The sequence below is a fragment of the Nocardioides sp. NPDC059952 genome (assembly GCF_042730435.1).
Taxonomy (GTDB): Bacteria; Actinomycetota; Actinomycetes; order Propionibacteriales; family Nocardioidaceae; genus Nocardioides.
The window spans coordinates 1-24,488 of the sequence record NZ_JBHWLY010000020.1; the positions used below are offsets into that span (position 1 = coordinate 1).

At 69.8% G+C, this 24,488-nt stretch carries 19 protein-coding genes; 5 read left to right on the plus strand and 14 right to left on the minus strand.

The genetic code is table 11. The features are described 5' to 3' along the window. The 3 genes from ACFV9G_RS11475 to ACFV9G_RS11485 form a co-directional block, all read right to left on the minus strand. Window positions 1-3,620: Rne/Rng family ribonuclease (locus tag ACFV9G_RS11475; RefSeq protein WP_378727610.1), on the minus strand; the 3,620-nt coding region annotated here is incomplete at its 3' end. Between the two features lie 409 nt (window positions 3,621-4,029). Further along, entirely contained in the window at window positions 4,030-5,226 is a 1,197-nt protein-coding gene (locus tag ACFV9G_RS11480) for a winged helix DNA-binding domain-containing protein (RefSeq protein ID WP_378727611.1), read from the minus strand. A gap of 24 nt (window positions 5,227-5,250) precedes the next feature. Further along, window positions 5,251-5,979, minus strand: coding sequence for a TIGR03936 family radical SAM-associated protein (locus tag ACFV9G_RS11485; protein ID WP_378727612.1), 729 nt, complete (start codon window positions 5,977-5,979; stop codon window positions 5,251-5,253). A gap of 100 nt (window positions 5,980-6,079) precedes the next feature. On the opposite strand from ACFV9G_RS11485, the gene ACFV9G_RS11490 reads away from it, so the two are divergent. Further along, window positions 6,080-7,072, plus strand: coding sequence for an endonuclease/exonuclease/phosphatase family protein (locus tag ACFV9G_RS11490; protein ID WP_378727613.1), 993 nt, complete (start codon window positions 6,080-6,082; stop codon window positions 7,070-7,072). A gap of 1 nt (window position 7,073) precedes the next feature. On the opposite strand, the gene ACFV9G_RS11495 is transcribed toward ACFV9G_RS11490, so the two are convergent. Further along, window positions 7,074-7,442: a nuclear transport factor 2 family protein gene (locus tag ACFV9G_RS11495; RefSeq protein WP_378727614.1), complete on the minus strand. Its 369-nt coding sequence runs from the start codon at window positions 7,440-7,442 to the stop codon at window positions 7,074-7,076. A gap of 48 nt (window positions 7,443-7,490) precedes the next feature. Between ACFV9G_RS11495 and ACFV9G_RS11500 the strand changes: the two genes are divergently transcribed. From ACFV9G_RS11500 to ACFV9G_RS11510, 3 genes are all read left to right on the plus strand, one after another. Next, window positions 7,491-7,913, plus strand: a complete 423-nt coding sequence (locus ACFV9G_RS11500; protein ID WP_378727615.1) for a GNAT family N-acetyltransferase — start codon at window positions 7,491-7,493, stop codon at window positions 7,911-7,913. A 46-nt stretch (window positions 7,914-7,959) separates the two neighbouring features. Next, window positions 7,960-8,343 (plus strand): RidA family protein, encoded by a 384-nt coding sequence (locus ACFV9G_RS11505; protein ID WP_378727616.1) that lies wholly within the window; start codon window positions 7,960-7,962, stop codon window positions 8,341-8,343. A gap of 98 nt (window positions 8,344-8,441) precedes the next feature. Further along, window positions 8,442-9,137, plus strand: a complete 696-nt coding sequence (locus ACFV9G_RS11510) for a septum formation family protein (protein WP_378727617.1) — start codon at window positions 8,442-8,444, stop codon at window positions 9,135-9,137. A gap of 15 nt (window positions 9,138-9,152) precedes the next feature. On the opposite strand, the gene ACFV9G_RS11515 is transcribed toward ACFV9G_RS11510, so the two are convergent. The 9 genes from ACFV9G_RS11515 to ndk all read right to left on the minus strand — a co-directional run bounded on the left by ACFV9G_RS11515 (window position 9,153) and on the right by ndk (window position 21,158). Next, window positions 9,153-11,123: a TIGR03960 family B12-binding radical SAM protein gene (locus ACFV9G_RS11515; RefSeq protein ID WP_378727618.1), complete on the minus strand. Its 1,971-nt coding sequence runs from the start codon at window positions 11,121-11,123 to the stop codon at window positions 9,153-9,155. A 166-nt stretch (window positions 11,124-11,289) separates the two neighbouring features. Beyond that, entirely contained in the window at window positions 11,290-12,495 is a 1,206-nt protein-coding gene (locus ACFV9G_RS11520) for a S8 family peptidase (protein WP_378727619.1), read from the minus strand. Between the two features lie 285 nt (window positions 12,496-12,780). Then, window positions 12,781-14,463, minus strand: coding sequence for a S8 family peptidase (locus ACFV9G_RS11525; RefSeq protein ID WP_378727620.1), 1,683 nt, complete (start codon window positions 14,461-14,463; stop codon window positions 12,781-12,783). Between the two features lie 93 nt (window positions 14,464-14,556). After that, entirely contained in the window at window positions 14,557-15,780 is a 1,224-nt protein-coding gene (rodA, locus tag ACFV9G_RS11530) for a rod shape-determining protein RodA (RefSeq protein ID WP_378727621.1), read from the minus strand. Between the two features lie 17 nt (window positions 15,781-15,797). Next, complete coding sequence (gene mrdA / locus ACFV9G_RS11535; protein ID WP_378727622.1) at window positions 15,798-17,885, minus strand: penicillin-binding protein 2; 2,088 nt, start codon at window positions 17,883-17,885, stop codon at window positions 15,798-15,800. Between the two features lies 1 nt (window position 17,886). Then, window positions 17,887-18,441 carry a rod shape-determining protein MreD gene (gene mreD, locus ACFV9G_RS11540; protein WP_378727623.1) on the minus strand — a complete coding sequence of 185 codons (555 nt, stop codon included), beginning with the start codon at window positions 18,439-18,441 and terminating at the stop codon, window positions 17,887-17,889. Continuing rightward, window positions 18,438-19,391: a rod shape-determining protein MreC gene (gene mreC / locus ACFV9G_RS11545; protein ID WP_378727624.1), complete on the minus strand. Its 954-nt coding sequence runs from the start codon at window positions 19,389-19,391 to the stop codon at window positions 18,438-18,440. Before mreC ends, mreD begins: the two co-directional genes overlap by 4 nt. A gap of 73 nt (window positions 19,392-19,464) precedes the next feature. Beyond that, window positions 19,465-20,490: a rod shape-determining protein gene (locus ACFV9G_RS11550; RefSeq protein WP_378727625.1), complete on the minus strand. Its 1,026-nt coding sequence runs from the start codon at window positions 20,488-20,490 to the stop codon at window positions 19,465-19,467. Window positions 20,491-20,753: 263 nt separating this feature from the next. Next, entirely contained in the window at window positions 20,754-21,158 is a 405-nt protein-coding gene (gene ndk / locus ACFV9G_RS11555; protein ID WP_091049296.1) for a nucleoside-diphosphate kinase, read from the minus strand. 111 nt (window positions 21,159-21,269) lie between these two features. Between ndk and ACFV9G_RS11560 the strand changes: the two genes are divergently transcribed. Then, window positions 21,270-23,672 carry a Tex family protein gene (locus tag ACFV9G_RS11560; RefSeq protein ID WP_378727626.1) on the plus strand — a complete coding sequence of 801 codons (2,403 nt, stop codon included), beginning with the start codon at window positions 21,270-21,272 and terminating at the stop codon, window positions 23,670-23,672. An 80-nt stretch (window positions 23,673-23,752) separates the two neighbouring features. Here the strand turns inward: ACFV9G_RS11560 and ACFV9G_RS11565 are convergent, their stop codons facing one another. Further along, window positions 23,753-24,451 carry a pyridoxamine 5'-phosphate oxidase family protein gene (locus ACFV9G_RS11565; RefSeq protein ID WP_378727627.1) on the minus strand — a complete coding sequence of 233 codons (699 nt, stop codon included), beginning with the start codon at window positions 24,449-24,451 and terminating at the stop codon, window positions 23,753-23,755. Window positions 24,452-24,488: the final 37 nt, after the last annotated feature.

Sequence of the window (24,488 nt, forward strand, 5' to 3'; positions counted from 1 at the left end):
CACGTGCCACCTGTCATTTTTAATATATTCACCGACGGCGTGGTGTCGCGGCTCGCGCCACCGCGGGTGCGGGTCACGACCTTGGGCGCCGGGGTCGAGGCGGTGCCGTTGCTGACGGTCGGCGCCTCCGACTTGGTCGCGGTCATCACCGCACCCTCGCCGGTGCTCACGACCTCGCGGCGGGCGCCGCGGCGCTGCCGGGTGACCACCTTGGGCTTGGAGTCGACCGGCTCGGCCGCAACCGGCTCAGCCACGATCGGCTCGGTCGCCTCGGGCTCGGTTGCCTCGGGCTCGACGGCCGGGGCGACGGGAGCGGGCTCCTCGACGACCGGCTCGGCTGCGACCGGCTCGGCTGCGACCGGCTCGGCTGCGACCGGCTCGGCTGCGACCGGCTCGGCTGCGGCCGGTTCCGGCTTCGACTCGGTCGAGCTGCCGACGACCGCGGCCAGGACCGGACGACCGGTCGTAGCGGCACGGCGGGTGCGCGTACGCGTCGTGACCTTCGGCGCCTCGGGCTCGGCCGGGGCCTTCGGCTCGGCCGGAGTCTCGGCGGCCGGGGTCTCGGCGGGCGTCTCGACCGGCGTGGTCACCGGGGTCGACGCCTTGGACCGACGCGAACGCGTGCGAGTCGTGACCTTGGGAGCCTCGACCGCCACCGCCTCGGACGCCTCGACGGGCGCGGCCACCGTGGACTCGGCCGGGGTCTCGACCGGCTCGACCACCGGGGCCGATGCCTTGGACCGACGCGAACGCGTACGGGTCGTGACCTTGGGAGCCTCGGCGGGCTCGGCGGGGGTCTCGACGGGCTCGACGTGGGCGGCCGACTCGTCGGTCCGCTCCGTCTCCTGCGCGGCTACTGGCTCGTTCGTCTCGCTCTGTCCGGCCATGGCGGCGAACTCGGCGGGCGTGGGCGTCTTGGCGGACTCCTCCACGGGCTCGGCGCGGTGCTCGGTGCCGACCTCGTCCCTGCCCTTGCCCTTGCCACCACGGCCACCACGACGGCGCGAACGCGGCTCGTCGGGGGCGACACCGGAGGACTTGCCGGCCTCGACCGGGTGCTCGTGGATCACCAGGCCACGACCGGCACAGGCGTCGCAGTTCTCGGAGAAGGCCTCGAGCAGGCCGGTGCCGATCCGCTTACGGGTCATCTGCACCAGGCCCAGCGAGGTGACCTCGGCGACCTGGTGACGGGTCCGGTCGCGGCCCAGGCACTCGACCAGGCGACGAAGCACCAGGTCACGGTTGGACTCGAGAACCATGTCGATGAAGTCGACGACGATGATGCCGCCGATGTCGCGCAGCCGGAGCTGGCGCACGATCTCCTCGGCCGCCTCGAGGTTGTTCTTGGTGACCGTCTCCTCCAGGTTGCCCCCGGAGCCGGTGAACTTGCCGGTGTTGACGTCGACGACGGTCATCGCCTCGGTGCGGTCGATGATCAGCGAGCCACCCGAGGGCAGCCAGACCTTGCGGTCCAGGCCCTTCGCGATCTGCTCGTCGATGCGGTACGCGGTGAAGGCGTCGGCCTCACCGTCGTACTTCTCCACCCGCTCCTCGAGGTCGGGGGCCACCGACTGGACGTAGTCCTTGACGGTCTCCCACGACGAGTCGCCGGAGATGACCAGCTTGGCGAAGTCCTCGGTGAACAGGTCGCGGACGACCTTGAGGGTCAGGTCGGGCTCGCCGTAGAGCAGCTGCGGGGCGTTGCCGCCGGCACGCTTCTCGATGTCCTCCCAGCGTGCCTTGAGCCGCTCGACGTCGCGAGTGAGCTCCTCCTCGGCGGCGCCCTCCGCGGCGGTGCGTACGATCACGCCGGCCGTGTCGGGGACGATCTCCTTCAGGAGGGTCTTGAGGCGGTTGCGCTCGGTGTCGGGCAGCTTGCGGGAGATGCCGGAGGTGGTGCCATCGGGCACGTAGACCAGGAAACGGCCGGCCAGCGAGATCTGCGAGGTCAGGCGGGCGCCCTTGTGGCCGATCGGGTCCTTCGTCACCTGGACGAGCACCTTCTGGCCGGAGGTCAGCACCGACTCGATCTTGCGGGGCTGGCCCTCCTTCCAGCCGAGCGAGGCCCAGTTGACCTCACCGGCGTAGAGCACCGCGTTGCGGCCCTTGCCGATGTCGATGAACGCGGCCTCCATGCTCGGCAGCACGTTCTGGACACGGCCCAGGTAGACGTTGCCGATCAGGCTGGTCTGGCTCTCGCGGGCGACGTAGTGCTCGACGAGCACCTTGTCCTCGAGCACCGCGATCTGGGTGAGATCCTCGCGCTCACGGATCACCATGACCCGGTCGACCGACTCGCGGCGGGCCAGGAACTCGGCCTCGCTCACGATCGGGGCGCGACGACGACCGGCCTCGCGGCCCTCACGGCGGCGCTGCTTCTTGGCCTCCAGGCGGGTCGAGCCCGACAGCGCGGTGATCTGGTCCTCGCCGGTGCGGCTCTGGCGGACCTTGGTGACGGTGTTCTCCGGGTCGTCCCCGGCGTCGCCGGAGGCCTCGCCGGCCCGGCGGCGGCGACGGCGACGGCGCGAGGACGTGCCGCCCTCGCCCTGGTCGGAGTCGGCGTCGGCGTCCTTGCCTGCCTCGTCGCTCTCGGACTCCTCGGACCTGTCCTCGGCGTCAGCCGCGTCGGAGCCGTCGGCGTCGCCGTTGGCACCCTTGCGCCGGCGGCGGCCGCCACGGCGGCGGCGACGACGGCCGTTGCCGCCGCCCTCACCGTCGTCGGCCGAGCTCTCGTCGGACTCGGTCTCGGTCTGGGTCTCGGACTCGGTGGCCTCGGGCTGCTCCTCGTCGGCGGCCTTCTCCTCGACGGGGGCGGCGCTGCGTACGTTGCGCTTGCGGGTCCGGGTCGGGGCCTCCTCCTTCGCAGCCTCGGCGGCGGGCTCGGCAGCGGGCTCGACGACGGGCTCGGTGGCGGGCTCGGTGGCCTGCGGCTCGTCCTCGGTCGGAGCCTCTACCGGCTCGGCGACGGGCTTCGGCTCGGCCGTCTTACGCGTACGCCGGCGGGTGGTCGTCTTGGTCGGCGCCTGGAACAGCACCGCGGGGGCCGGCGGACCGGCCTGCTCGGCCTCGGTCTCCTCGAGGGTCTCCTCGGCGACGTCCTCGGCGAGGGTCTCGACGGGCTCTACGACAGGCTCCACGACGGGCGCGGCAGCCTTCTTGGCGGCCGTCTTCTTCGTGGTGGTCCGCTTGGCGGTGGTCTTCTTCGCCGCCGTCTTCTTGGCCGGAGCCCCGACAGTCTCGGCGGGAGCTTCGGAGGTCTCGGCGGTCTCGCCCTCCGGCGCGGTGGTGGCCTCGGGGGTCTCGCCCTCAGCCGGCGCAGGGGCGGCGACCTTCTTGGCCGTACGCTTCCGGGTCGTCTTCTTCGCCGCCGTCTTCTTGGCGGGGGCCTCGGCCGTCTCGGCAGCCTCGGCGGTCTCGCCGGCGGGGGCCTCGACAGCCTCGGCCGGGGCCGCGGCGGCCTTCTTGGTGGTGCGCTTGCGCGTGGTCTTCTTCGCCGCGGTCTTCTTCGCGGGAGTGGTCTCGCCGGTCGCTTCCGCGTCGGTCGTGGGGGTGTCGGTCACCGGAGTCTGCGCTGATTCAGCGCCGTTCTCGGGGTTCTCGACAGTGGTCTCGTCGGCCATGCCGTTCTCCTCATCCAGGACCTTCACAGGTGCCGGATAGTCAGGTGCCGGGAAACGGGCGCTGCGCAGTATCTAACTTTTCCACGTAGCAGCCGCGTCGCGGCGCAAAGCTTGTCAGGGCGGCGGCATCCTCCGCAGCGGTGCGTCACAGGCAGCGGTTCGTCACCTGCCGCGGTCGCTCGGCCGTCCGGGACCTTCCCGGGCGAGTCGCTCTCACTGACCTGCTAGGCCTGCGTCGCGGTCTGGTGACGCCCTACCCCTGTGTGCCGGAGTGCGGCCCCGGAGGGCCCACGCCGGCGAGGCGTCGTCGGACTGTCCATTCCTCGGGGCGGGCCCGATTGTTTGAGCAGTCGTCTCGGAGTATCGCATACACCCTGTCAACAGACCGATATCCGGACGCTAACGAAACTCAGGGGAGCGTGGCTTCTTTCATCTGGCGCGACTTGTAGACGTTCACGATCATCACGCCGTCGAGCCATTCGGTGAGCCGCGCGGCCTCGGCCGCCAAGGCGTTGTGCCCGTCCTCACCGATGTCGTGGCGCACGATCGGCTGCACCCGGCCGTCCTCGTCCTGCGCCCAGGCCCCCACGATCCGGCCGTCCCACCAGGCGGTGTTGCCGGCGTTGCCGTTGGAGTCGAAGAGGTACGCCACATCCTCGGCGCCCAGATAGAACCCGCGTTCCTTCCAGCCCATGACCGTGGGATCGAGCGTGGGCACCAGCGCGGCCCAGGGCTCGATCTCGGGCTCCGGCGAGGTGGCGATCTGGTCGTCCGGCAGCACCCATCCGGTGCCCCCGCCCTCGAGCCCGACCTCCACGGCACCGACCGCGGCGAGCGCAGCCCGCACGGCCGTCTTCGTGGACCCGAGCCACCAGACCAGGTCGGCCTCGGTGCCCGGACCGAAGGTCCCCAGCCAGCGGCGGACGAGGGCTGCGTACCCCTCCGCGGCGGGAAGCGGATCCGGCAGCTCGCCGAGCCACGACTCGGTGAGCGTCCAGGCCGGCTTGTTCAGCCGCCAGTGGCCGAGGTTGGTGGCCCGCATCAGGCGTCCCTGGGCGGCGAGGGTGCCGATCACCCAGCGCCCGATCGCGAACTCACCGCCCCACTTCTTGTCCGGCGCGCCCATCCGGAACCGGACGTCGAGCTCCGGCACCAGCTCCCGCAGCTGCGTGGTCGTCCGCGGCTTCCCGTCGGCAAGCGCCGCCAGCGTCGCCGCGTACGCCTTCTCGATCCAGCCGTCCTGGTCCTCCTCGATGCCACCCGCGGTCAGCCACTTGTGGAGGTTCTTCTCCTCCCCTGCCGCCACCCGGGCCGAGGCGCTGCCCCAGACCGCCGGGACCAGCTCGCGTGGGAAGGCGAAGAGCGTACGCCGCATCGCCAGCTGCTTGACCAGCGAGCGCTCCTCGTAGAGCGCCCGTTCGACGTCCTCGATCCGGAGATCGTGGACGCGCGCGTGCAACGCGAGGTGGACGGTGGCGGCCTCGGTCGCATGCCAGGCGGTCATCGCCTGCGTCGCGGCCGCCACGTCGGCGTACCTGTGGACCGGGGAGAGCCCGTGCCTGCGGGCCAATCGCGCCCGGCGCTCCTGGTCGGTGACCGTTCTCATCAGCAGAGCCTCATCGAAGACACGCTAGTGGAGCGGGTCGCCGATCGTGCCGGAGTCCTCGTCGAAGACTCCCTGGCTGAGCCGGGTCAGGAGCGGCAGTCCGCCGTGCTCGGGGCCCACCTTCAGGCCGCCGATGCGCTCCAGGCCGGTGACGACGTCGTCGGGACGTACGGTCGGGGTGCCGTGCTTGAGCAGGAGCTCCAGCCGGGAGCCGCCTTCGCGGGGCGCCGAGCCGAGGCGTACGACCGCTCCTCGGGCATCGAACTCGCGCAGACCCTTCTTGGTCATCCGGGACACGATGACCTCCTCGGCGCCGAGGAACGCCTCGACCGCGGCCGCGGCCTCCTCCGGCGCCGTCGGGAGGTCGATGATCCACTCGCTGCCGGTGAGCAGGTCGGCCAGCGCGCCCTTGGGCGAGGTGGCGGTGTCCACGACGTCGATCAGGTCGAGGCCGTCGGGCATGACCTCGTCCAGGGCGGCCTTCGTCGCGGCCGGGTCGACCGTCTCGCGCAGTCCGAGCTCGACGTACTCGGCCTCGCTCGCCGCTCCCGTCGGGGCCGCGCCGGCGTAGGAGATCCTCGGGTGAGGGTTGAATCCCGAGGAGTAGGCCACCGGGATCCGGGCCCGCGCGACCGCGCGCTCGAAGGCGCGGCTGAAGTCGCGGTGGCTGGTGAACCGGAGCCGGCCGCGCTTCGCGTAGCGGATGCGGAGACGCTGGACCGGTGGGGCCTGCTGTTCGGGCTGTTGACGCACGAAGTCGATTATGGCGGTCCCCGGGCACGATGACCCATCCGGCGAATGCAGAGCCAACGGAATGTAACGGCTCGCCTACGAAAAATGGGAGACTCGCGCGGTGACCCACCACAGAAGCAGGAAGTTCTCGGTACGCCTCAAGGAGCTGTTGCCGATCCTCGCGGTGGTCCTCACGGTCGGCGCCATCGCCGCTCTGACCGTCCTCGCGCCTCGGCTGAGCGACTCCAGGCAGGCCTCCGCGGAGGCCTCCTCCTCGCCGAGCTCCGAACCCGACGAGACCAGCCCGTCGGCCTCCGCCTCAGTGCTGTCCGAGCCGCTGCCGAAGTTCAAGACGCTCGACGCGCCGCCGGCGATCGACAAGGTGCCGAAGAAGCCGAAGATCGACCCGTGCGCGGTCCCGCGCAACCTGAACGTGATGACCTTCAACATCAAGGGTGGCCGGGTCTCGCCCGGCGAGCTCGGCGGGATCGCGAGCGTGATCCGGGCCTCCGGTGCCGATGTCGTACTCCTCCAGGAGGTCGACCAGAACCGCCGCCGCTCCGGCAACGTCGACCAGCCGGCGATCATCGCCTCGCACCTGGGGATGCAGTCGGTCTTCGGCGCCAACGACTACATCACCGACCGCGGTGGCTACGGCACCGCGATCCTGTCGCGCTTCCCCATCGACGGCTACGACAACACCCACCTGCCCAACCGCGACGGCAAGGAGCAGCGCGGCGTGCTGCGGGCGAACATCATCGTCGAGGGCCAGCGCCTGGTCGTCTTCAACACCCACCTCGACCACACCTCCGACTCGCTGCGGCAGGCCCAGATCGGCGCGGTCATGTCCAAGGTCAACGCCTACGACGGCGCCAAGCTCCTCGGCGGCGACCTCAACGCCGGCGACGGCTCCGGCGTCCTGGGCGCCGCCCTGGCCACGCTGTCCGACGCCGGCGCCGCTCTCGGCGCGAGCCACGACGGCGGCGGCCGGGTCGACTACCTGCTCCCCAACTCCTGGCTCTCGGCCGGCGACGGCAACGTCACCCCCACCGGCCTCTCCGACCACCACGCGGTCAGCATCGACTTCGCGATGCGTGGCGCCGCGGACTGCTGAGTCAGTAGCGCTCGACCGGCACGGCGCGCTCCGGCGGTTCGTACGCCTCCGGCCAGAAGTCGGTCACCCGGGTGATCCGCCCATCCGCGATCTCGAGGAACGCCTGCGACTCCCCCGACTCCTCCCCCATGCGCCAGTCGAACCAGACCACGGCGCGCTCGTCGTCGGCGATCACCACCTTCGGGGTGAGGTGCCACTGCCCGGGGTAGGTCTGGTTGAACTCGAGGAACGACGCGCGACCGATGAGCAGCTCGCGCGTCTGTGGCATGTCGTAGACGACGTCCTCGTCCAGCAGCCTCACCCAGGCGTTCCAGTCCCTGGCCTCGAGGAGCTCGAGATACCTACGACCCAACGCGCTGTTGTCCGTCATGGCCGCAACCTATCGGTGGCCGGACGACCGCGTGGGACACTTCCCGCCGTGATCGAGTTGCGCCCTGCCGTTCTTGCTGACGTCCCCACGCTGATGGAGCTGTGGGAGGTGGCCGCGGAGAACGACTCACGGCCGACGGACTCGGCAGCGAAGGTCGAGGCGCTGATCGCGCGCGACCCTGAGGCCTGCACCGTCGCGGTCACCGCCGAGGGCCGGGTCGTCGGCTCCCTGATCTCCGGGTGGGACGGCTGGCGCGCTCACCTCTACCGCCTGGCGGTCCATCCCGACGTACGCCGCCACGGGCTCGCCCGCCGCCTGCTGTCCCACGCCGAGGACCGCCTCGTGGGTCTCGGCGCGAGCCGGATCGACGCGATGGTGCTGGAAGGCAACGACCTGGGCCAGTCGCTGTGGAAGAGCTCGGGCTACGAGTCCCAGTCGGAGTGGCGGCGCTGGGTCCGCCCGGTCGGCTGAGCGCTAATCGGTCGCCTGGATCGCGAGACCGGTCTACCTTCGGCGCGTGGACTTCCTGACCCCCGAAGACCTTCCCGCACCCGCCGGCTACAGCCACGTCGTGATCACCGATCCCGGCGCCCGGCTGATCGTGACCTCGGGCCAGATCGGCATCACCGCCGACGGCAGCGTCGAGGAGGGTTGGGAGGCGCAGACCCGGCAGACTTTCATCAACCTCGGCGTAGCATTGGCCGCAGCCGGCGCGACCTGGGCGGACGTCGTGAAGCTGACCTACTTCGTCGTCTCCACCACCGAGCTGCCGCTGATCCGGTCGGTGCGCGACGAGTTCGTCGACGTCACGCAGCCGCCCGCCAGCTCGCTGGTGCAGGTCGCCGGCCTCTTCCGCCCCGACCTGCTCATCGAGGTGGAGGCCACCGCCGCCATCTACTGACGCCGAAGCGGGCGCCGACTCGCTGACGGCTACCCACCGAGGCGTGGTAGGTCACTGCGCTCCGCGCATGCCCTGACCGGTATGTCATCATCCGCCCCATGTCGAACGACGCGCACCCCACCGCGCCTGGCCCCACGCCAGCACTTTCACCTTCGTTGAACCCCGAGAGCCCCTCTCAGGCGATGGCGATCGTCGCACTCATCTTGTGCTGCTTCATCTTCTTCCCGCTGGCACCGATCGTCGGCATCGGGCTGGCGATCGCGGTGCTCATCAGGTCCCGCCGGGGCCGCAACCATGGCACCAAGAAGGCGATCACCGGAATCGCGATCGGAACATCCGGCCTTGCCCTCATCGTCGGGCTCGTGAGTAGTGCTTGGTGGTTCACGACCGGTGCCAATATCGAACGCGACAGCATCGGAGCGGTGACGTCGAACGGTACGGCCTTGGTCACGGAGCTACAGATCGGGGATTGCTACATCGACCCAGGGCGGGGCAGTGTCAAAGGCGCACTCGGCATCGTCGACGTCGTCCCGTGTGCCCAGGAGCACCACTGGGAGATCTACCAGCTCGCCCCGATACCGGGCACGAGTTGGCCTGGGTACAGCGAGATCGAAGACCGCACCTACGCCTCGTGTCGCGCGGCATTCATCCGGCTCACTGCCGACAGCAACGATGGGCTCTCGCTGTCCACCTACAGCTTCGCGCCCACGGAGTACGAATGGAATGCCGGCGACCACTACGCGACCTGCATAGCGGGCAACGTCTTTCCCTCCACCGGTTCAATCAGCGACTGATCCGACAGGGACCCTCTACACGACCGACAGCGGGAGCAGCTTCTGACCGGTGGGGCCGATCTGGATCTCGGTGTTGAGCTCCGGGCAGACGCCGCAGTCGTAGCACGGGGTCCAGCGGCAGTCCTCGACCTCGATGTCCTCGCCGTCGGCGACGGCGAGGGCGTCTTCCCAGTCGGCCCAGAGCCAGTCCTTGTCGAGGCCGGAGTCGAGGTGGTCCCAGGGGAGGATCTCGTCGTACTCACGCTCGCGGGTGGTGAACCAGTCGAGGTCGACACCGGTGCCGGCGAGGCCGGTCTCGGCGGCAGTCAGCCAGCGGTCGTACGAGAAGTGCTCCGACCAGCCGTCGAAACGGCCGCCGTCGCGCCAGACCTGCTCGATGATTCGGCCGACGCGACGGTCGCCGCGAGACAGCAGGCCCTCCACGATGCCGGGCTTGCCGTCGTGGTAGCGGAAGCCGATCGCGCGGCCGAACTTCTTGTCGGAGCGGACCACGTCGCGCAGCTTCTGCAGCCGTACGTCGGTGGTTTCGTGGTCGAGCTGGGAGGCCCACTGGAAGGGGGTGTGGGGCTTGGGTACGAAGCCACCGATCGAGACGGTGCAGCGGATGTCGTTGCGGCCCGAGACCTCGCGGCCCTTGGCGATGACCTTCTTGGCGAGCTCGGCGATCTGGAGCACGTCCTCGTCGGTCTCGGTCGGCAGGCCGCACATGAAGTAGAGCTTCACCTGGCGCCAGCCGTGGCTGTAGGCGGCACCGACGGTGCGGATCAGGTCCTCTTCGGTGACCATCTTGTTGATCACCTTGCGCATCCGCTCCGAGCCACCCTCGGGCGCGAAGGTCAGACCGGAGCGACGGCCGTTGCGGGAGAACTCGTTGGCCAGGGTGATGTTGAAGGCGTCGACGCGCGTCGACGGCAAGGACAAGGACACGTTGGTGCCCTCGTAGCGGTCGGCCAGGCCGGTCGCGACGTCACCGATCTCGGTGTGGTCCGCCGAGCTCAGCGAGAGCAGGCCGACCTCCTCGAAACCGGACTTCCGGATCCCGTTCTCGACCATGTCACCGATGGTGGTGATCGAGCGCTCGCGCACCGGACGGGTGATCATCCCGGCCTGGCAGAAGCGGCAGCCGCGGGTGCAACCGCGGAAGATCTCCACCGAGAACCGCTCGTGGACGGTCTCGGCCAGCGGCACCAGCGGGTTGCGCGGGTAGGGCCAGGCGTCGAGGTCCATCAGGGTGTGCTTGCGCACCCGCCACGGGATGCCGGGCACGTTGGGTACGACGGCCTCGATCGCCCCGTCGGCGGCGTAGGCCACGTCGTAGAACTTCGGGACGTAGACAGCGCCGGAGACGGCCAGCCGACGCAGCAGCTCGTCGCGGCCGCCGGGGCGACCGTCCTGCTTCCACTCGCGCACGACCTCGGAGATCTTGAGCACGACCTCCTCGCCGTCACCGAGCACGGCGGCGTCGAGGAAGTCGGCGATCGGCTCGGGGTTGAACGCAGCGTGGCCGCCGGCGAGCACGATCGGGTCGTCGTCGCCACGGTCGACCGCGTGCAGCGGGATCTGGGCGAGCGAGAGCGCGTTGAGCATGTTGGTGTAGCCGAGCTCGGTCGAGAAGCTGAGCCCGAAGACGTCGAAGGCCTTCACCGGACGGTGGGCGTCGACGGTGAACTGCGGGATCGGCCCCTGCTCGTCGCCCTCGCGCATGATCTTCTCGAGATCGGGCCACACGGCGTAGGTGCGCTCGGCGGCGATCCAGTCGCGCTCGTTGAGCACCTCGTAGAGGATCTGGACACCCTGGTTGGGCAGGCCGACCTCGTAGGCGTCGGGGTACATCAGCGCCCACCGCACCTCGACGTCGTCCCACTCCTTGACGGTCGAGTTGAGCTCCCCTCCGACGTACTGGATCGGCTTGGACACCAGCGCCAGGCGCGGCTCCAGCCGAGGGAAGACAGAATCAGGAACGAGGTCGCTCTGGGCGACGGTCACGATGGGCACCTCAAAGCTCGGGAACGATCAACCCCAAGCGTACGCCGCCCCGCGACTCCCCGACCAAACCTCGCGCCGCGGGAGCCAGCACGAGCCGGCGGAGCCGAAATAGGCGTTGGGGCCGCCCCTACAGCGACCCCAACGCCTTCAGCTCAGAGCAGGCGGCTCAGAACAGCGTGGTGAGCAGCAGGTTCGGGGAACCGGTGCCCGGGTTGGTGACCACGTCGGGGGTGGCGGCGCCGGTCAGGCCCTCGGCGACGTCGGCCGGGGTGGCCGAGGGGTTCGCCTCGAGGAAGAGCGCGGCCGCACCGGCGACGTGGGGGGTCGCCATCGACGTACCGGAGATGGTGTTGGTCGAGCCGTCGTTCCAGGCCGAGGTGATGTCGACGCCGGGGGCGAAGATGTCGAGGCACTCACCGGTGTTGGAGAAGTCCGCAGCGGCGTCGGTGTCGTCGGTGGCACCGACGGTGATCGCCTCCGGAACGGCCGCCGGGGAGGAACCGCAGGCGTCCGAGCTCTCGTTGCCGGCCGCGACGGCGTAGGTCACGCCGTCGGCGATCGAGGCCTGGACGGCCGCGTCGAGAGCGGTGTCGTTGCCGCCACCGAGCGACATGTTGGCGACGGCCGGGCCGTCGGTGTGGTTCTCGGTGACCCACTCGATGCCGGCGACGACACCCTCGGTGGTGCCGGAGCCGTTGTCGTCGAGGACGCGGACCGGGACGATCGTGGCCTCCTTGGCCAGACCGTAGGTGGTGCCGGCGACGGTGCCCGCGACGTGGGTGCCGTGGCCGTTGCCGTCGGTCGGGTCGGTGTCGCCGTCGACCGCGTCGAAGCCCTCGCCGATGCGGCCGCTGAACTCGGAGTGGTCGGTCGCGACACCGGTGTCGATGATGTAGGCGGTCACACCCGCACCGGTCTGCTCGTAGTGGTAGTTCGAGTCGAGCGGCAGCGCAGCCTGGTCGACCCGGTCCAGGCCCCAGGTCGGGTCAGCCTGGTCACCCTGGGTGGTGTAGCGGTGGTTGGCCTGCACGTAGGCGACGTCCGGGTTGGAGCGGACCTCGGCGAGCGCGTCCTTGTCGAGCGAGGCCGAGAAGCCGTTGAACGCGGTGTTGAAGACCTCCCGTACGTCTCCACCGGCGTCGCGGGCGTCGCTGCGCACCGACTTGGACTCGGACTTGGCTACGTCGCTGCCGCCCTGCTTCTTCATCACGACGATGTACTGACCCTCGATCGCGGTCGAGGCGTCCGCGCCGCGCAGCGGCGCCGGACTGTCGGCGGCACCGGCCGGGACGGCGAAGGCGATCGCCGAGGCTGCTGCTCCGACAGCTACGGCGGAGATGACCGCCGGCGCCTTGATGGCACGGTTCTTCATGGTTCGGTTCACGAACTGACTCCCGTCATCATGCGGCCCTGTGGGGCCACGGTGAACGCCCTGCGCCCTCCCTGCGGCCGCAGCCCGAAGCGTTCGGCCAACCACGTAATCACGTTACGTAGTGCTCGTAACGACCCAACTCTTCGCATTGCAGCAACGTGCAGATACCAATGATGAACACCTGTAAACAGCCCATAAACAAGGCATGAAAATGTCTCTGACAACGGCAGACCGGGCCACCCGCGTTACGCGGGCGACCCGGTCGGGGTGGTGACGGTGGTGAGATCAGGCGATCGAGGTGTCGTCGATCAGGAAGCTGGTCCCGAGGGAGGAGTCCTCGGTGCCGGTGAACGTCAGCGTGACGGTGCTGCCCGCGAAGGACCCGAGCGAGAACGACTTCAACGAGTACGACGAGCTCGCGTTCAGGTTCGAGTACGTCGCCAGCGTCGTCGAGCCGACCTTGACGGTCAGCTTGTCATAGGCCGTCGAGGTGGTCGTCTCGTTGGTGATCACCCGCAGGTAGAACGACAGGGTCTTGCCGGTCGTGGGCAGGGTGACCGACTGCGACAGCGTGTCGGTGTGGGCGGAGCCGTAGCCGTTCAGCCACGCCTTGTAGGAGCCCGACCGGGCCGGGGCGCTGCTCGAGCTGTCGATCACACCCGAGGAGGAGCTCCAGCCGGTCGCGCCCGACTCGAAGCCCGGATTGGTCAGCAGGTTGCCCGTGGTCGGCGGGTCCGTCGGGTCGGTGCCACCGCTCCACAGGGAGTAGAGGAGGCGGTTGGGTGAACCGGTCCCGGGCGAGGTGACCACGCCGGTGGTGGCGTTGGAGTTGATCGCCGAGGCGACGGCGGAGGCCGATGCCGTCGGGTTCGCCTGCAGGTAGAGCGCGGCCACACCGGCGACGTGCGGGGTCGCCATCGACGTACCGGAGATCGTGTTGGTCGCGGTGTTGGAGGTGTACCACGCCGAGGTGATCGAGGAGCCCGGGGCGAACAGGTCGACGCACGAGCCGATGTTGGAGAAACTCGACCGGGCGTCGGTGTTGGTCGTCGAGCCGACGGTCAGGGCCCCGGCCACCCGGGCGGGCGAGCCGTTGCACGCGTTCGCACCGGAGTCGTTGCCCGCGGCCACGGCGTAGGTGACGCCGTCCGCCATCGAGCTGGTGACCGCGGAGTCGAGGGTCGAGGAGACCCCGCCACCGAGCGACATGTTGGCGACCGCGGGACCGGAGGTGTGGTTGGAGGTCACCCAGTTCACACCCGCGATCACACCGGCGGTCGTGCCGGACCCGGAGGCGTCGAGCACGCGGACGGGCACCAGGGTGACGTTCTTGGCGACCCCGTACGTCGACCCGCCGACGGTGCCGGCGACGTGGGTGCCGTGGCCGTTCTCGTCCTCGGTGCTGGACCCGATCGCGGTGTAGCCGGAGGTCACCCGGCCGCCGAAGTCCGCGTGCGTGGAGCGGATCCCGGTGTCGATGATGTACGCCTTCACACCCGAGCCGGTGTAGTCGTAGTGGTAGTTCGAGTTCAGCGGCAGGTTGCGCTGGTCGATCCGGTTGAGCCCCCACGTGGGGTTGGCCTGGTCGCCGCTGGCCTTCACGACCTGGTTGGCCTCGACGTAGTCCACGTCGGGGTTGCTGCGGAGCGCGTCGAGCGCGTCGGCGTCGAGCGTGGCGGAGAAGCCGGTGATCGCCTTGTCGTAGGCGTACTTCACCGAGCCACCCTTCTCCTTGGCGAGCGCCCGGGCGTCGGCGGCGTTGGCCTTGGCGGCCGCACCGTTGCCCTTCATCACGACGATGTAGGAGTTGTCGATGGCCGTCGACTTCTCGGCACCGATCAGCGGTGCCGGACTGTCGGCTGCGCCGGCGGGACCGGACATGGCCAGGATGGTGGTGGCGGCGCCGACGGCGGTGGCCGTCGCTGCTGCCAGTGCGCCGAGACGCTGGATTCTGTGGGGTCGGTTCACGATTACTGCTCCCGTCGTCAAGCAGCCTCGGGATGAGGGCTGCAAGGGGTCACAGATGCCCTGTAGGGCAACCGGGAGGGAACGTAATCGAGTTTAATTTCGATGAAACGCGACATCTTTTCGCACTGCAGCAACCTGCAGGCGATCACGCGAGCGGAGGTCCTGAAGTGGTCCGGACCGGTCCAGACCGGTGCGACGCGAACGGGCCGAGATGCCGAGCAGCAGACCCACCGCCAGCAGCGCCGCGATCATCGAGGAACCACCATAGGAAATCAGAGGTAACGGCACCCCGGTCACCGGCATGATGCCCAGGCACATCCCGATGTTCTGGAAGCTCTGGATCCCGAGCCAGCACACGATCCCGGCGGCCGCCACCCGACCGAAGAGGTCGTCGGTGCGCGCCGCGATCCGCAGGCCGCGCCACAGCACGACACCGATCAGCCCGATCACCAGCAGCGAGCCGACCAGGCCGAGCTCCTCCCCTACGACCGTGAAGATGAAGTCGGTGTGCTGCTCGGGGACGAAGCCCGCCCGGGCCTGCGATCCCTGGAACAGGCCCTGCCCGAAGATGCCGCCGTCGCCGATCGCGATCCGCGCCTGCTGGACGTTGTAACCGGCCCCGCGAGGATCCAGCGACGGATCGGTGAACGCCATGAACCGATTGATCTGATACTGCTTCAGCACCCCGGTCGCGACCACCGTCGTGGCACCCGCCACACCGGTCAACGCCAGCAGCGCCAGCCATCGCCGCGGTGTCCCAGCTGCCGCCAGCACGCAGAAGACCGTCACCCCGAGCACCAGCGTGGTGCCGAGGTCGGGCTGAAGCAGGACCAGGACGATCGGCACCGCCGCGACCAGGATCATCGCGACCACGTCGCCCAGCGACACCCGTGCCCGCCAGCGGCCCTCGCTGCGCTCGGCCAGGACCAGCGCCATCGCGATGACCACGGCCAGCTTGGCCAGCTCCGAGGGCTGGACCTGCACCGGCCCGAGATTCACCCACGACTTCGACCCGTTGACCGTGGAGCCCATCACGAGCACCAGCACCAGCCCGACCACCGCGGCCAGGTAGACCACGGGCGTCAGCAGCCGGACCCACCGGTGGTTGGTCGCGACCACGCCCACCATCATCACCAGCCCGGCGGCCACGTTGATCGCCTGTTTGCGCAGGTAGGCGGTGGTGTCGCCACCAGTGATCGCGTCGCGGTGGATGGTCGCGGACCAGACCAGCAACACCGACAGCGACACCAGGACCAGGACCGCACCGAGAAGGATCAGGTCGATGCGGCGTACGAAGGCCATCACGTCGTTCTTCATGAATCCGTCTCCTCCGCTCAGTCCTTGGGAGCGACGATCGAGCCGTCGGCGCCGAAGGCCGGCAGGTTCCTCGGCGGGTCGATGCCCGTGATCATGGCCTTGTTGGGCCGGACCTCGGCACCGCCCTCCTCGATCCCGTAGAGCGACTCCCACAGCTTGCGTACGGAATCACCGACCGATCCCGAGCCGGTGCCACCTTGGGAGATGGTCATGATCACGACGTACTTCTTGTTGTACGACGCGACCCATCCGGTCGTCTGCTTGCCGGTGACCTCGGCGGTGCCGGTCTTGCCGCGCACCTTCACCTCGTCGAGCGGGAACCCGCCGAACTTCCACGCCAGCGAGCCGGCGCGCGGGGTGCCGAGGAGCGCCTCGTTGACGTAGTCGATGCTCTTGGCCGACATCTTGACCTTGCCGACGACCTTCGGGTCGATCTTCTCGACCACGGTGCCGTCGCCGCTGACGACCGCCTTGCCGATCCGGGGCTCGTAGAGGGTGCCGCCGTTGGCGAGGGACGAGTAGGCCCGGGCCAGCTGGATCGGGGTGACCATGGTGTCGCCCTGGCCGACGGAGAAGTTCACCGCGTCGCCGGTGCGGTAGTAGTTGCCCTCGATGCAGAACTCGTGGGCGAACAGCTGCAGGAACGGGGTCGGCGCGTTGTCCTTCTCGTCCATCCGGCAGTAGTAGCCCTTCATGGCCTCGTAGTACTCGGCCTTCCACTTCCGGTCCGCGATCCGGCCCGACGACTCACCGGGCAGGTCGATGCCGGTGCGCTTGCCGAAGCCGAACGCCTTGGCCGTCTCCACCAGCGGGTCCCTGGCCTTGACGTCGGCCGGGTTGGAGCCGTACTTCTGCCAGTAGTTGACCCCGATCTGGTAGAAGAACGTGTTGCAGGAGACCTCGAGCGCTTTGGCGAAGTCGATGAAACCGTAGGCGCCAGACTCGTAGTTCTTGAACCAGCGGTTGCCGACCTGGAGACCGCTGGAGCAGTTGAGCCGGGTGTCTCGGCTGTATCCGTTGTTGAGCGCACCCACCGTCATGAACGGCTTCCAGGTCGAACCGGGCGCGAACTGACCCTGGGTCGCCCGCGGCAGCAGCGGGTAGCCCGCCTTCTCGGAGTAGAGCCGGTCCAGCTGCTTCTGGGTGATCCCGCCGACCCACTCCTCCGGGTCGTAGGTCGGCTGGCTGGCCATCGCGACCAGCCGTCCGGTCTGTGCCTCCATGACCACGACCGAGCCGGAGTCGGCCTCGAAGTTGCGGCCGGTGATCTTGTCGAAGGTGCCGCGGGCGGTCTCGATCGACTCGGCCAGCAGCTTCTCGGCGCGGCCCTGCACCTTGGCGTCGATGCTGGTCACCAGCGTGTCTCCGGGCTGGGAGGCGACCGAGTCGCCGCGCCCGATCTCACGGCCGAGCGAGTCGACGGTGACGGTGTCGTAGCCGGGCATCCCGCGCAGCCACTGGTCGTACTGCTTCTCGACGCCGGAGCGACCGACCATCGAGGTGATGTTGAGCGACTCGTCGCCGCGCTCCTTGGCGTTGTCGTTCTCGTCCTCGGTGATCGGGGAGAGATAGCCCAGGACGCCGGCGGCGTTGATCCCGAAGGGGCTGGGATAGGAGCGGAGCGTCTGCTTCTCCGCGACCACGCCGGGGAAGTCTTCCGGCTGCTCGAGGATGCGCAGCGCGGTCGACTCGGAGACGTCGGTGGCGATCGGGACCGGCTGGTAGCGGGTGCCGGACCAGCTGGCGATCGCCTCGCTCTGCTTCTTGGGGGACACGTCGACGGCCTTGGCGACGCGAGCCATCAGCGTCTTCCTGTCGTCGTCGTCGAGGCCGTCGAGCACGCCCTGATCGAGGCTGACCACCCAGGCGGAGCGGTTGGTCACGATCGGCCGACCCTGGGCGTCGACGATGATGCCACGCACCGGCTGGCGCACGATCTCGCGCTTGGACTGCGAGGCCGCCGCTGCCTGATAGGCGTCGCCGTGGCGTACCTGGAGGTAGAAGAGTCTGACCCCGAGCGTGGCCAGCAGCGAGAAGACGAGCGCCTGGATCACGATCAGCCGCAGCCGGCTGACCTGGGCGGTGGAGAGTCGACTCGGTGCCATCTCAGACGTCCCCCTTGCCGATCAGCCACAGCAGCGCCGGGATGAGCAACGGCGCCAGCAGCAGGTCGTAGCCCACGCTGATCGCCACGGTCGGCAGCAGCGTCAGCGGCGCCTCACCGAGGATCAGCCCACTGACCGCGAAGATGCTGACCCCGATGAACGCGCAGGTGGCCACCGTCGCCATCACGGTCATCGCGTTGGGACGGCCCTGGCCACCGTGGCTGCTGCCCTCGCCGATGCTGCCTTCGCGGACGCGCCCGGCGACGTAGCCGACGATCAGCAGCGCGAGGGCCCACCGGCCCGCGGTGTGGTCGGCGGGCGGCGCCAGATCGAGGAGTACCCCGGCGGCGAACCCGGTCACCAGACCGGCCTGCCCACCGCGGGAGAGCGCGACCGCGAGGACGACCAGGAGCGCCAGGTCGGGGGTGATCCCGCGAATGGCGAAGGCCGGCGCCACGCTCAGCTGGAGGACGACGGCGATGACGACCAGCATGCCGACCAGGACGTTGCGCAGCACCGGTGCGGCGCTCGAGGCACGGCCTTCCATCTCGCTCATCGCAGCTCTCCTTCCGGTGTGATCACGGCGCGGTCGCTCATGGTGCCGTTGGGCACCACCACACCGACGACGTCGAGCGAGCCGAAGTCGACGTACGGCTTGATCCGGGCCGTCTGCGAGGAGTCGCGCACGCTCTCGGCGGTGTCGGTCACCTCGCCGATCGGCAGCCCGGAGACGTACGGAGCGGCTCGGCCGTCACCCCAGGTGATGACCGTGTCGCCCTTGAGCGGGACGGTGGAACGGTCGACGAGGTCGAGGGTCAGCAGACCCGATCCGGCGCCGCCGGCGACCACGCCGGAGCCACGGACCATGCCGACCTGGCCCGACTTCTTGCCGCTGCGGTCGGCGCCGCCGACGCGGCCGCCGACGACCGAGGCGGCGTCGACGATCAGCAGGACCGTCGCCGAGGTCTTGGTGACCCGCAGCACCCGGCCGACCAGGCCGTCGCCGGTCACGACCGACATGTCGGACCTGATCCCGGCGGCGCTGCCGGCGTCGATGGTGACGGTGCGGCGGAAGGTCTGGGCGGGGCCGTAGGCGGTCACGCGCGCCGGCACCATGGAGTAGCCGAGGTCCTCGGCGGCGCGAGTGATCGACTCGTACTCGGCGAGCTTGGCCCGGCCGTAGTCGGTGACCTCGACCTGGCGGCGCAGCGTGGAATTCTCGGCCTCGAGCTTCGCGACCCGGTCGCGCAGGTCGTCGCGGGTGTCGAACCACTCCGGGATGCCGGTGAACGGACGGGCGACCAGGGCAGCGCCGGTCTCGAGCGGGGAGATCACCTCGCCGACCGCGGCCCGGGCCGGCTCCAGGGCGGGGGTCTGGTCGAGCGTGGCCAGCGTCGCGCAGCACAGGATGAGCGCGATCAGCCAGGAGCGCTTCGGCCCCCCGCCGCCGGGCTTGGTCTCGAGGCTGCCGCGGCGGTTGAGCCTCTCCCGCGGCGTACGGCCCATGGGTTTGGGGCCTTTGCGTTGTTCCAGCCCTTTGCGCAGACGTTCGCTGGGTCGGGGGCTCAGCAACGACACGTCACCATCTCCTGTTCTCGTTCACCAGGACGGGGCGGAGCACGTCGTAGTCCTCGACGCAGCGGCCGGCGCCCATCGCGACCGAGGTCAGCGGCAGCTCCGCGACGTGGACGGGCATGCCGGTCTCGTGGCGCAGGCGCTCGTCGAGCCCGCGCAGGAGGGCACCGCCGCCGGTCAGCACGATGCCGCGGTCCATGATGTCGCCGGCGAGCTCGGGTGGCGTCTGGTCGAGGGTGGAGCGGACCGCGTCGAAGATGTCGTGCAGCGGCTCCTCGATCGCCTTGCGCACCTCGGCGCTCGAGACGGTCACGGTGCGCGGTAGGCCGCTGACCAGGTCGCGTCCCCTGATCTCGGCCTCGGGCTCGTTGGGCAGCGGCCAGACCGACCCGAGGGTCATCTTGACCTCCTCGGCGGTGCGCTCGCCCAGGAGCAGCGCGTGCTCCTTCTTCAGCCAGGTCATGATCGAGTTGTCGAGCTGGTGGCCGGCGGTCCTGATCGACTGGCTCGTCACGATGCCACCGAGGCTGATCACCGCGACCTCGGTGGTGCCGCCGCCGATGTCGACGACCATGTTGCCGGTCGGCAGGTGCACCGGGAGCCCGGCGCCGATCGCGGCCGCCATCGGCTCCTCGATGATGTTCACCATCCGGGCGCCGGACTGGTAGCCGGCCTCCTTCACTGCGCGGATCTCGACCGCGGTGATCCCGGACGGGACGCAGATGACCATCCGCGGCTTGGCGAAGTAGCGGCGACGGTGGACCTGGTGGATGAAGTAGCGAAGCATCTGCTCGGTCGCCTCGAAGTCGGCGATCACGCCGTCCTTCAGCGGCCGCAGGGCGACGATGTCGTCAGGCGTACGTCCCAGCATCTTCTTGGCCTCATGGCCGACGGCGACCATCTCGCCGGTGTTCTTGTTGAGCGCGACCACACTCGGCTCGTCGACAAGGACACCCTTGCCGCGAACGTAGACGAGTGTGTTTGCGGTGCCGAGGTCCACCGCCATGTCACGTCCAATGATGCTCGCCATACGTCCTCGCGTTCCCGGGGCGCCGCGTCGGGGATCTGTGCTGCAGGATACGGGCCTCCCGACGAGGCTACGAAGGTCCGAGCCTCAATCCGGAGAGGCTCGCCGAAACCGCAACGATACGGGGTACGTCCGCGGCGCCGAAGCCGGGGATACCTGGTTTCGGACACCGTCGAAAGACCGCAAAAACGACCGATCGCGCCGGTGGATCACCGGCGCGATCGGTCAGCGGATCCGCGCTTCGCGCGGTCACTTGCTCGAGCGTCTCAGGCGCCGAACCAGAGCTTGATCTCGCGATCGGCCGACTCGGGCGAGTCGGAGCCGTGCACGAGGTTCTCGCGGTTGGAGAGGGACAGGTCGCCGCGGATGGTGCCCGGGGCGGCCTTGCGGCCGTCGGTGGCACCGTTGAGCGCACGGACGACCTCGATCGCCTCGTCGCCCTCGAGGACCGCGGCGACGAGCGGGCCGGAGGTGACAAAGTCACGCAGCGGCGGGTACCACGGCTGCTCGACGTGCTCGGCGTAGTGCTCGTCGGCCGTGCCCGCGTCGATGGTGCGGTGCTCCAGCTTCACGATCGAGAGGCCCTTGGCCTCGTAGCGGGACAGGATCTCCCCCACCAGGCCCCGGCGGACGGCGTCGGGCTTCAGGATCACGAACGTGCGCTGCGTCATGGGGCTGAGCGTATCGGGGCGAGCCGGCCCGGGCACGTTCGGGCCGGTCACGGCCGTGCCTCGTCAGCCTTGTTGAAACCATGTCGGTGGGATGCGGCAGGATGGCGCTCCGTGACGACAACCCCATCAGCTCCGACGCTCGCAGACTCGATGGCCGCCATCCCGGCCCGCATCGCCGAAGATCTCGGGGTGCGCCCGGCGCAGGTGACCGCCGCGGTCGCCCTGCTCGACGAGGGCTCGACGGTGCCGTTCATCGCGCGCTACCGCAAGGAGGTGACCGGCGGCCTCGACGACGCCCAGCTGCGTACGTTGGAGGAGCGTCTCGGCTACCTGCGCGACCTGGAGGAGCGGCGTGCGGCCGTGCTCGCCGAGATCGCGAAGCAGGACAAGCTCACCCCCGAGCTGCAGGCCTCGATCCTCGCCGCCGACACCAAGGCGCGGCTGGAGGACATCTACCTGCCGTTCAAGCCGAAGCGGCGCACGAAGGCGATGATCGCCCGCGAGAACGGGCTCGAGCCGCTGGCCGACGGGCTGATGGCCGACCCGTCCCAGGACCCGGTCGTTCTCGCCGAGGGTTTCCTCGGGGAGAACGTGGCCGACACGAAGGCCGCGCTCGACGGCGCCCGCGCGATCCTGGTCGAGCGGTTCGGCGAGGACGCCGACCTGATCGGCACGCTGCGCGAGCGGATGTGGAAGCAGGGCCGCCTGGTGACCCGCGTCCGCGAGGGCCGCGAGAACGACCCGGCGGCGGCGAAGTTCTCCGACTACTTCGAGTTCTCCGAGGCGTACGCGTCGCTGCCGTCGCACCGCACCCTGGCCGTCCTGCGCGCGGAGAAGGAGGAGGTGCTCGACGTCACCCTCTCCCCTTACGCCGAGGAGCCGGAGGCTGGGGTCGTCACCGACTACGAGCGCTCGATCGCCGCTCGTTTCGCGATCGCTGACTCCGGCCGTCCGGCAGACAAGTGGCTGGCCGAGACGGTGCGGTGGGCGTGGCGTACGCGGATCCTCTTCCGCCTCGAGCTCGACATGCGCACCCGGATCCGCACCGCTGCCGAGGAGGCCGCGATCGCGGTCTTCGCCGACAACCTGCGCGACCTGCTGCTGGCCGCGCCGGCCGGCACGCGGGCGACGATGGGCCTGGACCCCGGCATCCGGACGGGCGTGAAGGTGGCCGTCGTGGACGCCACCGGGAAGGTCGTCGACACCTCGACGGTCTACCCGCACGAGCCGCGGCGTGACTGGGACGGATCGCTGGCGACCCTGGCGAAGCTGGCGAAGAAGCACTCCGTCGACCTGATCGCGATCGGCAACGGCACCGCCTCGCGCGAGACCGACAAGCTCGCCGCCGACCTGCTGAAGCTGCTGCCGGACCTGAAGATGACCAAGGTGATGGTCTCCGAGGCGGGCGCCTCGGTCTACTCCGCTTCGGCGTATGCCTCCTCCGAGCTTCCGGAGCTCGACGTCTCGCTGCGTGGAGCGGTGTCGATCGCGCGCCGTCTTCAGGACCCGCTGGCCGAGCTGGTCAAGATCGAGCCGAAGTCGATCGGCGTCGGGCAGTACCAGCACGACCTGCCCGAATACGGTCTGTCCAAGTCCTTGGACGCGGTCGTCGAGGACTGCGTGAACGGCGTCGGCGTCGACCTCAACACCGCCTCGGCTCCCCTGCTGCGCCGGGTCTCGGGGATCACCGAGTCGCTCGCCTCGGCGATCGTCGCGCACCGGGACGCCAACGGCCCGTTCCGGACCCGCCGCGAGCTCACCAAGGTGGCGCGGCTCGGCCCGAAGGCGTTCGAGCAGGCGGCCGGGTTCCTCCGGATCCGTGGCGGCGACGACCCGCTCGACATGTCCGGCGTCCACCCCGAGGCCTATCCGGTGGTCAACCGCATCCTGGACAAGGCGTCCGCGGACATCGGTTCGCTGATCGGCAACGCCTCGACGCTGAAGTCGCTGAAACCGTCGGAGTTCGTCGACGAGAAGTTCGGTCTGCCGACGGTCACCGACATCCTCTCCGAGCTCGAGAAGCCCGGCCGCGACCCGCGTCCGGAGTTCCGAACCGCGACCTTCTCCGAGTCAGTGCACGTGATCGCCGACCTACGTCCCGGCATGGTCCTGGAGGGCACCGTCACCAACGTGGCCGCCTTCGGCGCCTTCGTCGACATCGGGGTCCACCAGGACGGCCTGGTCCACATCTCCGCGATGTCGGACAAGTTCGTCGAGGACCCGCGCGACGTGGTCCGCTCCGGCGACGTGGTGCGCGTCAAGGTCCTGGAGGTCGACGAGGCCCGCAAGCGGATCTCGCTCACGCTCCGGCTCAACGACGACTCGCCTTCCGCCGCGCCCGCCAAGGGCGAGTCCGGTGGCCGCCCTGGGCGCCCCGGTGGTCAGCGTGGCAGCCAGGGCAAGGGCGGGCCCAAGGGCGGCTCGAAGGGTGGCGGCCGCGGCGGACAGAGCAACCGCCCGGCGCCCGCCAACGGCGCCATGGCCGACGCGCTGCGGCGCGCCGGGCTCAGCTGAGCCAGACGGTTCCTTCGTCAAGGTATGCAGGTCAAGGCTCACATCCCTAGCGGACCTCCGCGCGGGATGTGAGCCTTCGGCTACATACCTTGACGAAGGTTCAGCCCCGCGGCGCGGCGTACGACATCCTCCGGCGCCGGCCCGGTCGCGTCCTCGGCGGTGATCGGGGCGCCGGCGACGCGGTGGATCGGGATCACCCCGGCCCAGGTGCCGGAGTCGATGTCGGCGGGGTCGTCGACCGGCCCCTCGGCGCGCGCCTTCATCGACGCCTCGGCGAGCGGGAGGGCGAGTACGGCGGTCGCGGCGAGCTCCTTGCGGGTCGCCGGACGCAGGGTCTCCCAGCGGCCGGGGATCATCTGGTCGACGACCAGCGTGAGGGCGCGTTCGCGCTCGTCCGGGTCCTCGACCAGGCGGGCGCGGCCGATGACCACCGCCGAGCGGTAGTTCATCGAGTGGTGGAACCCGCTCCGCGCCGCGACCAGGCCGTCGAGCTCGGTGATCGTGACGCACACGTCGCGCTCCAACGCCCGCGCGAGCCACCCGGCAGCCACCGAGCCGTGCAGGTAGAGCGACCCGCCCGCGTCCGGGCCGTCGAGATCGAAGCCGTACGCGGTGGGCAGGACGACCGGGTGGGCGTCCTCGCCCGACCCGACGGTGACGCCCAGGTGGGCGATGAGCGCCTCGCCGAGGAAGGTGTGGAGGCGCTCGCGGTCGGGGACGGCGCGGTTCTTCCCGCGGCTGACCCGGGTGCGTGAGGTGGGTGACAACATCGTGCTCATGGCACCATCTTGATAGCGAAGTGGCCTGCATGCACGA